This window comes from Deferribacterota bacterium, assembly GCA_034189185.1.
Classification (GTDB): domain Bacteria; phylum Chrysiogenota; class Deferribacteres; order Deferribacterales; family UBA228; genus UBA228.
Map to the genome: position 1 here is coordinate 17,039 of JAXHVM010000007.1, position 13,471 is coordinate 30,509.

General features: G+C 29.3%; 7 protein-coding genes. All 7 read left to right on the forward strand.

Annotated elements, in window-relative coordinates:
• The first annotated feature begins 14 nt into the window (after positions 1-14).
• A complete protein-coding gene (locus SVN78_01065) occupies positions 15-2,063 on the forward strand; it encodes a carboxypeptidase-like regulatory domain-containing protein (GenBank protein ID MDY6820197.1) in 2,049 nt (682 codons plus the stop codon).
• Positions 2,064-2,066: 3 nt separating this feature from the next.
• Positions 2,067-5,456, forward strand: coding sequence for an exodeoxyribonuclease V subunit gamma (gene recC, locus SVN78_01070; protein MDY6820198.1), 3,390 nt, complete (start codon positions 2,067-2,069; stop codon positions 5,454-5,456).
• Positions 5,440-8,769 carry a UvrD-helicase domain-containing protein gene (locus SVN78_01075; GenBank protein MDY6820199.1) on the forward strand — a complete coding sequence of 1,110 codons (3,330 nt, stop codon included), beginning with the start codon at positions 5,440-5,442 and terminating at the stop codon, positions 8,767-8,769. The genes recC and SVN78_01075 overlap by 17 nt, the downstream gene beginning before the upstream one ends.
• Entirely contained in the window at positions 8,759-10,606 is a 1,848-nt protein-coding gene (gene recD / locus SVN78_01080) for an exodeoxyribonuclease V subunit alpha (GenBank protein MDY6820200.1), read from the forward strand. Before SVN78_01075 ends, recD begins: the two co-directional genes overlap by 11 nt.
• Before the next feature lie 128 nt (positions 10,607-10,734).
• Entirely contained in the window at positions 10,735-12,687 is a 1,953-nt protein-coding gene (locus tag SVN78_01085; GenBank protein ID MDY6820201.1) for a methyltransferase domain-containing protein, read from the forward strand.
• Positions 12,688-12,806: 119 nt separating this feature from the next.
• On the forward strand, positions 12,807-12,998 hold the full coding sequence (locus tag SVN78_01090; GenBank protein ID MDY6820202.1) for a MoaD/ThiS family protein: 192 nt from the start codon (positions 12,807-12,809) through the stop codon (positions 12,996-12,998).
• Positions 12,998-13,471: ATP-binding protein (locus tag SVN78_01095; GenBank protein MDY6820203.1), on the forward strand; the 474-nt coding region annotated here is incomplete at its 3' end. The genes SVN78_01090 and SVN78_01095, both read left to right, overlap by 1 nt.

Sequence of the window (13,471 nt, forward strand, 5' to 3'; positions counted from 1 at the left end):
TTAAATTATACTTGATGAAATCATTATTTGCAATTGTATTATTATCAATACTCTTAACAAATACTCTATATAGTGATACCCTATCAGAAGAGTATAAAAATAAAATATATAATATATTTCCAAAACTAAGTGATTTTGCCAGCCAAGAGGCTAATTGGCTTAGTTCAAATATAGCTAGTGAACAATATGATAAATATGTGCTACTGAAAAAGAGCTATACCTATTATAGCAAAAGTAGTGAGGTAATATTTGACATAAAAAGAAAACCCATATTTTCAGTAAATATTGATCTATATGTTGCCAAAGACTATGTGACTGCAAAAAATATATTCGATAGATTAACAAAAAAACTACATGCTAAATACAGTAAACCAATAAATTTTGGCCAATCCTCTAATATATTTATAGAGCCCTCAAATGAAAAGGATTTTAGTCAAGCACTATATAATACCCTTACAATAAATCAAAATTTTGTTTTTAAGATTTCATCACATGATGGTTTTGCAGTAATGGATTTCACTGAATATATGGCAAGAAATGTAGCAAACTTTATATATCAAAATATTGATCTATACAAATTTAATAGGCTAAGAGTAAAAGCTGCTATAAATAATAAAAACAGCAAGGTACGAGAGATATATCTAATAAATAAAGACTATAAAAATATTACCATTGATGGACATGTATATGATTCTCATTCAAAGGGCATAAGTGGGGCAACTATTGAACTCCTAGAATTAGGACTAAAAACAAAAACTGATAATTCAGGCGCTTTCTCAATAACAGGAAAACTATCAGATAAAGGGGAAAATGTTAAATTGTTAAGAAACTTTTATTTTGATTTAAATGTAGAAAATAAAACCTCCAATAAGTATGACCTCTATCACTTGATACTTACAAGCTCAGATAATTCAGATAATAATAAGGAAGATCTCTATTTAAAAGTTAATAAATCAAACAAGGAAACAGCTTTTCTATATCTAGCTAAAATAAATAGATATGAAACTGTGGATATAAAAGAATATAGTAAAAACAAACTTATATTTATTAGAGACTGCTCAACCTCTCTATTTGCTTGTAAACAGTATTTTCATATTAACATTGACGGTAAAAATATAAATGGCTATAGAGATGGTTTTGGCGGAAAAGCCCTTTTAAAGGGCAAAAAAATAACAAAGAGAACTACAAAAACTATAAATATAAAAAATGTTAACAATTGTGATACGGGTATTATAATTTCAAAAAGCGATGGAACAACTCATATCTCAAAAATTGGAAACCTTTATACCTACAACTACCCTGAAGAAAAAAGCTATATATTTTTTGACTGCAAGCTAGATAATCACAATTTATTTTTTATGCAAAGAGCCTATTTAGTATTAAATTATATGCCACATAATAGCAATAAAGATGCTACAATTGAAATCTATACTGCCCCCAATGAGGATAATTTAACGGATAGTTTAAATAAAATTAAAAGTTTCACTATAAACAATACAATAAGTAGGGCAGAATTAAAAATTAATATAACAAAATATTTAAGAGAAAGGAAATTTAATAATGAAATTTTATTAATAGGTGTTAATTCACCTAAAACTATAAATATTCCCTTTGCAGGGTTAAGCTCAAGCACAGATGTTATGCCTAGTGTTTTATTAGAAAGCTTTATGATAGAGAAAAACAATTCTAAAGAAAAGATTATACTAAGCCTTTCTAAAGACAAAGAGAAAGATCTTGCTTCAAACTCGAATACCCCAAAAAAAGACGGCCAAGCAGATATTTGCATAAATTTTTCATCAGAGAATATTACAGGTCATATTGACAATATAGAAATTACCTATGAGGGTGATACTAGCTTTAAATGGAATACAGATATTAATGACATATACCCTGGTATAGTCTGTTATAAAAATGGTTCGGTAATTAACAATTGTGATTATAATCTAAAAGAAAAAGATAGTTTTGATATTTATATATATAAACCTGAATTTTTTGACACTGAAAAGGAGCTAAATTATATTATAGAAATAGACAACAAAAAATACAAAGGAAAGATTGAATGATAAATGGCTCTATACGATTTTTCATCAAATGATTTAAGCACTTTATTATATTGCCTAACAGAGAACATTAACACAAAAAAACTACCCCCTATGGTTCCTGAAATCATTGTAACCCAAACAGATGGTATAAAGAAGTTGCTCTCCCTAAATATAGCAAAAAAAAATGGCATCTGTTGTAATATAAAATATTTAAAACCAAAATACCTAATATACCATCTATTAGAATCAGCAGGATTACAATTTGACAATGACCACCCTTTAGAATCAAAAAATATTTTTTGGCTAATAACCAATGCCCTTTTAGATAAAGGGCTAAATAACTCATTAAAAAAGTATATAGAGGACAGTGAAATAAAATTGGCACAGCTTGCCTATAGTATAAGCGACCTCTTTGACCAATACTTTGTTTACAGACCTGAAATGATAAGAAGCTGGGATGAGGGAAGGTTATATTATAAAAATGACTTAATTGAGAAGTGGCAATTTGAGATATATAGACATATAGTTAAAAAACTTAATGTAAAATCATTCCCCTCATCTGTTAATAATAAAATCTTTAAAAATCTAAATTTAGATAAACTTCCTAAAAGGATATCTCTTTTTGGGCTTTCCATGTTACCTCCTTTCTATATAGGGATATTAAATGAGTTTGCGAAATATATAGATATATATCTCTACCTCTTAAATCCTTCAAAGGAGTACTGGCTTGAATATATCTCGCAAAAAGAAGCCTTAAAATTAAAAATAAAAAAAGGGGTAGAAGCTGAAACTTTATTTTACAACGTAAAGAATAATTTATTATCAGAATTTGGCAAAACAGGAGCAGATTTCTATACACTTTTATTAGAAACTTTTACTGATATTAGGTTCGATTTTATACAAAAAAACAGTGCAAATGTTAATAAGAACACAAGAAAAACTATGCTGGAGGTTATAAAAGAGGATATTTTAAATGATATAAATCTTAATGAGATACCTAAAAAAGATTTTGATAATATTGATGATTCAGTAGAGATCCATTCCTGTCACTCCCCAATGAGAGAGGTTGAAGTTTTATATAACAGACTACTATATATTTTTGATAATAATCCCAACATGAAACCTTCTGATATACTAGTTATGACCCCTGATATTTCGACTTACGCCCCTTTTATTGATGCTGTGTTTGGCTTGAAAAGGGGCAAAAAAGAGATTCCCTATTCCATATCCGATGTAAGTTATATTGATAGTGAAGGAACCATAAAGGTATTTATGGATATTTTAAATCTTCTAAAGGGTAGGTTTGAGATAAATAATATTATTAACATAATTGAAAGTGAGGCAATTAAAGAGAAATTTAGTCTAAATGAAACAGATATTAATATAATGAAAGTCTGCCTAAATGATGCCGCTGTTAGATGGGGACTAGATAGCAATTTTAGAAAAGAAAAGGGTATTGAATATAGCTATAATGAATATAGCTGGGAATACGGCCTTGATAGATTACTACTAAGCTTAATATATGAAAGGGATAATTTATTTGAAAATATAAGAACCGTTGAAAGCATTCAGGCAAATGTTAATAATATAATAGCAGCTATCTCTATTTTTCTATATGAACTTTATAATCTTTACAATTTTTCAATAAACAAACACAGTGTAGATAGTTGGTTTAAGAAATTAATAGACTTTGTAGATAAAATATTTCCAGTTGATATACCTACATCGGCAAATATTAGCAGAGAAATAGCAATCCTAAAATCTTCATTAGATGATATGCTTGAAAGTTATAATTATTGTACAAATTATGGGCCTCAAATTAATGTAGGCCTTGATTTTATAATAGAATATTTAAAGAATAATTTTAAAAATAAATTACATACCCATAGATTTTTAGATGGTGGTATAACCTTTTGTGAAATGATTCCTATGAGGAGTATTCCCTTTAAAATAATATGCTTAATAGGGCTAAATAATGATACCTTCCCACGCCAAAGAAAACCCTTAAGCTTTGATCTTATCTCTCTACACCCTGAAAAAGGAGATAGAAATTTAAGAGAAAACGACAAATACCTCTTCTTAGAGACTATAATCTCTGCAAAGGAAAAACTATACCTTAGCTATGTTGGACAAGACTTGATATTAAACGATACTATACCGCCTTCTGTTCTAATTAATCAATTTATATATTATCTACGCCAGCGTTTTAATATTAAAAATGTAGAGAACATTGAAGAAGAGATTGTAATTAAAGATAAAATATCATCCTTTGATCCTGCTTATTTTATGAGAGATAATGAACCTTACTATATTAACTATTCAAAGGAAGATTACTGTGCTGCAGAAGTTACAACTAACAATCCAAAAAAAGAAAAAACAAAGTTTATTGACAAAAGGATAGATATTGAACCAGAAGATAATGTTATCAATATTTATGACTTCTTAAAGTTTTTTGAAAATCCTATTAAACATTATTTTAAAAAAACATTGAATATTAATTTAGAGGAGAAAAAATTATCTTTAGATGATGAAGAACCCTTCTCCCTTGATAGCTTAAATGAGTTTATATTAAAAGAAAGACTATCAGATAACTATTTTAAAGAAAAAGAAGAAAAAAATTGTATTACTAAATATGCAGATATATTACCACCTGGTGGGGTTGGTATTGGTGAATTTCAAAAAGCTTTTAAAAGTGTAGAAGATTTTAAAAAAATATTATTAGAAAAATACACTATAAACAAAGTAAGAATAAACTATGAATTACACCTTCCTTACAAATACAATAATATTAACTATACTATAGAAGGCACATTATCTTATTTTCATAAAATTGATAATAATCAGTTATTAAATAATAATAAAATAATTAAAGGTGAATTAGAGGGATATAACCTTGCTGATTATAGATTCTCCTGTGGTAAAGCTAAGAGGTCAGATGTTCCAATAAATACAAGATTAAAAGTTTATTTAAAACATATTATCTTAAACTATTATGAGTCTCTTATAGGTGCTGAAAAACTAAGTGATTCCTATCTCTTTGCCGAGGGTAGAGAAGAGTATGAACCTATATATAAAATTTATAAATATAAAGCATTAAAAAGAGAAGAATTAGATGAAATTTTAGATTATTTTTTAAAGCTATATTTAGATGGTCTAAAGACCCCCCTGCACTTTATCCCAAAATATTCTTACGAATATTATGAAAAAGAAGAAAAATTTAATAAATCTCAAAAAATAAAAGACATCTTAGAACCCTTTAATAGAGAGCCAGACAACTATCTTTCTTTTTATTTAAAAGATTTAAATAACCCTGAAGAAGATTTTTTCAATAAATCATATAATAACAGTGCAAAAAAAATATTCAGCTATCTAAAAATTTTCGAAGAAGAATTGGAGAATGATAAAGGAAAATAAAATAAATAATATATTTGAAGAGATCACTCTAGAGGATCAAGAGCAACATTTAAATAATATAAATGTAATTGAGGCTAGCGCAGGAACCGGCAAAACCTTTAGCATTGAATGCCTCTTTATAAAATTTATTCTAGAGTGTAATTTTGAATTAAAGAGCATTCTTGTTATTACCTTTACAAAAAGGGCAACAAATGAATTGAAAGATCGCCTATATAAAAGACTCAAAATCTCGCTAGAATATTTGAAAAATAAGAATAGGTATAATGCAAATGATCCATTATATAAATATTTGGAAAAAATTAATGATAAAAACCAATCTATACCAAAACTAGAGCTTGCCTTTAACAATTTTGATGAGGCCTCAATCCATACAATACATAGTTTTTGTGATAGAACTTTAAAGGAATTCCCCTTTGAAAGTGGTGTAACATTTAATAGAGAACTATTTGGGGATGACGATTATTATATAAGACAAGCTGTCTATGATTTCTGGAGAAACCAAATTTTTAGCTTACCTCCCAATATATATAATAAGATACAAGAAATTAGTAATATAAATAGTTTTTTAAGGATTGATATAGGTGGGCTAATTAATCTAGCAAAAGAAGTAATTAGATATCCAAAAGCTAAAAGAGAAATATTGTTCAATCATAATATTATTTATGAAAGGGAAGAAAACAAACTAAATAAATTAAAAAGTGAAAAGTTTGATGACGCTAATGAAGATGCTTTAATAATGTTGCGCGCAAAGTTTTTAGAATACATTGATAAAGCAGTAGACTCAATAAAACAAAACAGCAACCAAATAACCTTTAATGATCAATTAAAAGACCTCTATAATGCATTAGAAGATAATAATACTGTTCTTCTAAATAAAATAAGAAATAAATACAACGCTCTAATAGTTGATGAATTCCAAGATACCGACATTTTGCAATATAATATTTTAAAAAATATTTTTTTTAATACAAATAAAAAGGTTTTCTTAATAGGGGATCCTAAGCAGTCTATCTATAAATTTAGAGGGGCTGACATCTATATATATCTAGAGGCAATCAATGAGGCAGCATATAAATATTGTCTTGATACAAATTTTAGATCTACAAAGAATCTGATAAACGCCTATAACACTTTATATAAAGATAGTAAAAATCCATTTTTAGTTGATAAAATAGAATATAATTCCTTAAATGCCGCCAGTGAAAAGTATAAAATTGAAGGCTTAGAAAGCAATTTAGCTATAAAACACTTTAATAAAGAACAAATTAATCAAGATGTTGCTAAAAAGCAAGTAGCAAAAGATATTATAAATGAAATTGGAGAGCTATTAAATAGTGAAAAAATAAAAATAATAGAAAATGGTAAAATAAGACCCGTTGAAGGCAGCGACATTGCAATCATCACATTGGAAAATAGAGACGGTGAATATTTAAGGAAAGAACTTAATAAATATAATATAGTAGCATGCACAAATAGCAGGGAAAGCGTATATGAAAGTGAAGAAGCAAAGGAGTTAAAAAAGTTTCTAATTGCCCTTAGTAACCCTGCAAACCGGGCTAACCTAAAAACTGCACTATCAACAAGCCTATTTAATAAGAAAGCTAGTGAGATCTATGATCTACAAAAAAATGAAAAAGAATGGGAAAAGGTATTGAGAGATTTTATGTACTATCAAAACCTTTTACAATCTAAGGGTTTCTATAGAATGATAACAGAATTTATAAATGATTATCAGATAAAAGAGAAACTACTGAAAATGCCGTTGGGGGATAGAAAAATAACTAATTTTTTACACCTTATAGAACTAATAATGAAGGCAAATAATATTGGTGTAAGAGGAAATTATGAGGTTATTAAGTGGTTAGAAGAAAAAGAAAAGCAGGCCGGATCACTAGCTGAAGAAGAACATCTGCTAAGGCTTGAAAGAGAAGAAAGGGCAATAAATATTATCACAATACATAAAAGTAAGGGCTTAGAATTCCCAATCATTTTTATACCCTTTTTCTGGAAAGATGCACAATTAAATAAAGGTAGCGGGAATGTAATATTTCATAACAATGGAAAAATTAATGTTGACATAGGATCGACTAACTATGAAGAAAACAAGGATAAATGTTCATGGGAAAACCTCTCGGAGCACTTAAGACTTCTATATGTTGCCTTAACACGGGCAGCTTGCAAATGTTATCTCTATTATCATTATAATAGTCGTAATAAAAATATATGCTCTGCTTTAAATTATCTCTTACATGTATCAAAAGAAACAAGTATTTCAAATATTGGTGAAATAAAAAATATCTTAAAAGAAAAAAATTATAATAAAAGATTATCTGAGCTTGAACAAATCAGTAAAGACTCAGGTGGTACTATTGTTGTAGAATCTATAAAAACAAAAGAGCCTACTATTTTTAGAAAAAATACTAACAAAGAAATACCTTTAGTTAAAAGGAGTTTTGAAAAAGAAATTAATAAGCAATATTCTGTAACTAGCTATTCTGGTCTTTCTAGGCTAGGGCTGTTAGAGGAAAGGATGCCTGCTATTGATGAATTAACTGGCAGTTTTCAAAATGATGAAAAAGAAAATTTAACAGGCATTTTTGCCTTTGATAAAGGGGCATCATCGGGGAATCTTTTTCATAAGATAATGGAAAACCTTGATTTTAGTGCAGATAAAATAACAAGGGGTGCATATATAGAAAATGAGCTAAAAAAAACAAAATACAATACTAATGAACACAGAGAGGCTTTAATCGAGGCTATAGATATTTTGTTAAACAAAAATCTGAAAAATTTTTGTAATGAGCCACTATGTTTAAAGGATATCCCTTTAGGAGATAAACTTACTGAGTTAGAATTCTATTTAAATTTAAGTAATTTGAAAGATATAAAAAGATTATTTATAGATTATTTTAAAAGAAATAATAAAGATAGCTATATAAAGTCTATTGAAAAACTTAACTTTGAAGATATAGAAGGCTTTATAAATGGTTACATGGACCTTGTTTTTAAATATAATAATAAGTATTACATAATTGATTGGAAGTTTAACTATTTGGGTAGTACCTATGATGACTATGAAATAAATAAGCTAGAAGAGGAGATGTTGGGAAACTACTATTATTTGCAATATCATCTTTATATACTAGCTCTATATAGGTATTTAAAAGTAAAAGAACAATCTGTAAATATAGAAAATATCGGTGGTGTATTCTATATATTTGCAAGGGGTATTCAAAAAAATAGGGATAGCGGCATTTATTATGACAGGCCACTAGAATTTTTAAAACAGGCTGAGATAAAAAATGTTATCTAAGGCAACGGATATTTTAGAATCTGCATATACCTCTAAAGTAATTGACAAAGTTGAATATATTTGTGCAATTTTCTTAAGCAAGTTTATAAAAAGTAGTGATGTGAAAACTAAAGAGATAGTACAAATGACCTCGCTGCTACTAAGCTATCACCTTAATAATGGACATACATGTGTTGATATGAAAGATTTTGAAGGTAAAAAATTCTCTCTTCAAGAGGATGGTCTATATTACACATACCCACAACTAGAGGAATGGCTATACAAGCTTAAGCAAGCAAATATATTAGGTGAAAATAGAGATGATAGACCTTTAGTTTTGGACAGTGATAACAAGCTGTATTTCCAAAAATTCTATAAATTTGAATTAGAGTTGGCAGATAAGCTTATTGAAAAAGCAGACACAACAGAAATAATAAATCAAGAAACCATAAAAGCATTAAATAAGCTATTTAAAGCTAAAAATGGTGGTACAGATTACCAAAAATTAGCTGCTATAGTTGCACTATTAAAAAATATCTGCATTATCTCTGGCAGTGCAGGTACAGGTAAAACCTATACAGCCTGCATGATATTAGCATTATTGTTAATTAAAAATCCTTCATATAAAATTGCTCTTTCTGCACCCACTGGAAAAGGGGCCAATAGATTATTAGAAAGCCTAAAGTTTAATTTTAAAGAAATTAAAGATAGTTTAGGTAATCTATTAAAAGCAGACATACCAGATGAAAGCTTTACTATACATAGATTACTTGGTGCATCTGAATCAAAACCATCCTATTTTTATGGTCCTAAGAGACATATCCCATATGATGTTGTGATTATAGATGAAGCCTCAATGATAGATCTAGCACTAATGGTTAACATTTTTAGAGCAATTAGAAAAGACTGCAAGATAATCCTATTAGGGGATAAAAACCAACTAACCTCTGTTGAGGCTGGTAGTGTGTTAAGTGAAATTAGTAGGCTAGGGGATATAAATAAATTTTCAGATAAAATGATAGTGCACTTTAAAAAATATATAGATATTGATCCCAAAAAGCTTAAAGGAGAAAATATTTATAAATTACAAGATTGTATGGTCGAGCTTGAGTCAATCTATAGACAAAAAGAGGAATCTAAAATAAAAGAACTTTCGATATTAGTTAATCGTGGGGACTATAAAAAGGCATTAGAAATATCAAAATTTAGTAATGATATAGAATTGCACCCTTTTAGCAATAAAAAAAAGATATTTAACAAAATAAATGATTTAATTGATAAATATTATACCCCTTTAGTTGAAAAAAGTAATAATATAGATGTAAAAGAAGCATTTAAACTACTTAAAAAATTTAGAATACTAACACCATACAGAAAAGGGGATTTTGGTGTTGAATTTATAAATAGATATGTGGAAGCCTATCTCAGGTATAAAGGGCTTATTGGGGTAAATGGTAGGTGCTATTCTGGAAGACCAATTATTATACACAAAAATGACTATAGCATTGACCTTTTCAACGGTGATATAGGGATATATATAGAAAATATGGATGAGACTTATGTATATTTTGAGGGGAATATGGATACTTATAGAGCCTTATTACCTACACTACTACCTATACATGAGACAGCATATGCTATGACAGTGCATAAAGCCCAGGGCTCTGAATTTGATGAAGCACTACTTATCTTAGGTGATAAACATAAGGAGCTATTAAATAGACAATTGCTATATACTGCCATTACAAGAGCAAAAGAAAGGTTGTATATATTTGCAGATGAGAATATCATTGAAAATGCAATAAAAAGCCCAATAAATCGGTATTCATCCCTTGGTAAACATCTAAAAGTACAATAAAGATCAAATATTGCCTAATCAGTGCTGTCAATATAAATTTTAAATTTTTAATTAGTTTCTAAAATATGTTGCTTAATTTAAATTATATTATTATATAGAATTTTAATTAAATATTATTGAGGTCAAATATGAATAGGAACAAACTATCAAATAGAGAGATTTTTAAGGAACGCTTCAGGTGTTACGGGCCTATATCTAATCTAGAAGAGTATGTACAACCAGATTGGTGGCGACACATTTTTAACTCAATCTACCTCAAAACAGATGGTGATGTAGTAGATGATTCCCAAATTACTAAAACAGAAATTGACCTATTTTTAGAAATTCTAAAACTCTCAACAGAAGATAAAATATTAGATTTATGCTGTGGACAGGGACGTCATATAATTGAACTAGTAAGGAGAGGTTTTATAAATGTTGAAGGATTAGATCGTTCACATTATCTAATCCAGAAGGCAAAAACAGTGGCAAAAAGAGAAGATTTAAATGTTAAGTTTAGAGAGGGAGATGCCAGAAAACTTCCCTATAATGCTAACAGTTTTGATGTTATTACAATATTGGGGAATAGCTTTGGTTACTTTGAAACAATTCAAGATGATTTAAGGGTTCTAAAAGAAGCTCTCAGGGCCCTAAAACCATGGGGACGCATTCTTATAGATGTGGCTGATGGCAATTACTTAAAAGAACATTTTAATCCAAGGTCCTGGGAATGGATAGATAAAAAACATTTTGTCTCCAGAGAGCGTTCCATCTCCTTAGATAAACAGCGCATTATATCACGTGAAGTCGTTACTAATATAGAAAAAGGTGTAATTGTAGACCAATTTTATGCTGAAAGGCTCTATACAAAAGAAAGCTTGACAGACCTACTAAAAACAGCTGGGTTCAGTAATATCTCCTTCCATGGGGCAATATCTCCTGACTCACAACGAAACCAAGATTTGGGTATGATGGAACAGCGTATAATTGTTACTGCAATGGTGAAAAAAGAGTGGGTTCCCACCAAAAAAAGATCAAAAAAAGCAATGAAAAATATAGCAGTGATCTTAGGAGATCCACGAAAACCAGACTTATTGAAGCCTTATCTTATTTTTGATGATGATGATTTTTACACTATTGACCAATTGAAACTTGCTTTGAAAGAATTAGACAATTATCAATTTATTTACTTAGACAACCACGATACTTTAAGCCAAGATTTAATTAAACTAAAGAACAAGATCGACTATGTTTTTAATTTATGCGATGAAGGCTACTTTAACGATCCGACAAAAGAACTTCATGTCCCAGCTTTGCTTGAAATACTTGGTATTCCCTATACAGGTGCTAATCCACAATGCCTTGCTTATTGCTATGATAAATCTTTGGTACGTGGTATTGCAAAAGAGATGGAAATCCCTGTTCCTGATGCATTTTTTATAAAACCTGAGGATACAACCTTTGAGCTCTCCCTTTCTTTCCCGGCAATTGTCAAACCTAATTTTGGAGATTCAAGTTTTGGAATTACTCAAAAGAGCGTAGTAGGTAATATTGAAGAGCTGGTGAACACTATTTCAGAGATGAGAGAGAAATTTGGCTATGATAAGCCCATTCTTGTTGAAGAGTTCCTTACAGGAAAAGATTTAAGCATTGGAATTATAGGAAATGTCCCTGGTAATTATACTATTTTACCAATTATAGAAGAAGACTATTCATCATTGCCACCAGAACTACCCAGAATCTGTGGCTATGAGGCTAAATGGCTTCCAAATTCACCATATTGGAGTATCAAATCTATACCGGCTAACCTCTCAGAAGAGTTGGAAAAATTCTTAATACAATGCTCTTTGAAGTTATACGAAAGGCTAGGGTGTAGAGATTACTGTCGTTTTGACTGGAGACTTGACTTAATAGGCAATCCAAAACTTCTTGAAGCAAATCCTAATCCTGGTTGGTGCTGGGATGGACATATGGCTAAAATGGCAAAGGTCGCTGGAATATCTTATGCTGAATTATTAAAATTGATCCTTGAGTCCGCTGAAAATAGACTAGGCATTTTATTACAACCAATTGCCCTATCTACAAAAGATAATGGGAATTGACAAATAACTAAAGCAAATTTATATTATTTTTAAGTTTTAATTCATTTATAGTTATTGCAAGGCTTTAATAATATAATAAAAACAATCTCAAATAAAAAATCAATTAAAAGGTTATAAATATGGTAAAGGCCGTGATAAAAGGGCAGGGCATCAAAAAATGTAGAAAACACAAAGTAAAAGATTTGCTTAATGAGCTTAATATTCCTAGTGAAACAGCTATCGTGGCAAAAGATGGTGAAATTTTAACACATGATATACGCCTAAAAGATGGTGATACCGTAGAAATAATACCTGTGGTGAGTGGTGGTTAATGAAATGTCGCGTATGTGGATCAAAAGCAATTATTAATTTAAAGAGGCATAATACTTCATTCTGCCATAATCATTTTAATGAATTCTTTATAAAACAAGTTGAAAAGGCAATAAAAAAATATTCCATGTTTTCGCGCGAAGAAGAGATATTAGTATGTGTTTCTGGGGGTAAAGATAGTCTAGCGTTGTGGTATGCTCTAAATAAAATGGGTTATAAAACAAAAGGACTCTATATACATCTTGGAATAGGTGATTATTCAAACGAATCCTTGCAAAAAGTCGAAAAGTTTGCCGAAAAAAACAATTTACCATTCATAGTTAAAAAACTAGGTATTGGCAGAACAATCTCAGAGTTATCAAAAAAAAGTGGCAGAAAAAAATGTTCCGTCTGCGGGATTGTTAAAAGATATTTCTTTAATAAAATACCTCATGAGCAAAATATTGATGTTGTAGCTACAGGTCATAATATGGAT

Bases quoted from the DNA above. Each gene is read 5' to 3' on its own strand.
- SVN78_01065 (MDY6820197.1), top strand. From the start codon at position 15: ATGAAATCATTATTTGCAATTGTATTATTATCAATACTCTTAACAAAT.
- recC (MDY6820198.1), top strand. From the start codon at position 2,067: ATGGCTCTATACGATTTTTCATCAAATGATTTAAGCACTTTATTATAT.
- SVN78_01075 (MDY6820199.1), top strand. From the start codon at position 5,440: ATGATAAAGGAAAATAAAATAAATAATATATTTGAAGAGATCACTCTA.
- recD (MDY6820200.1), top strand. From the start codon at position 8,759: ATGTTATCTAAGGCAACGGATATTTTAGAATCTGCATATACCTCTAAA.
- SVN78_01085 (MDY6820201.1), top strand. From the start codon at position 10,735: ATGAATAGGAACAAACTATCAAATAGAGAGATTTTTAAGGAACGCTTC.
- SVN78_01090 (MDY6820202.1), top strand. From the start codon at position 12,807: ATGGTAAAGGCCGTGATAAAAGGGCAGGGCATCAAAAAATGTAGAAAA.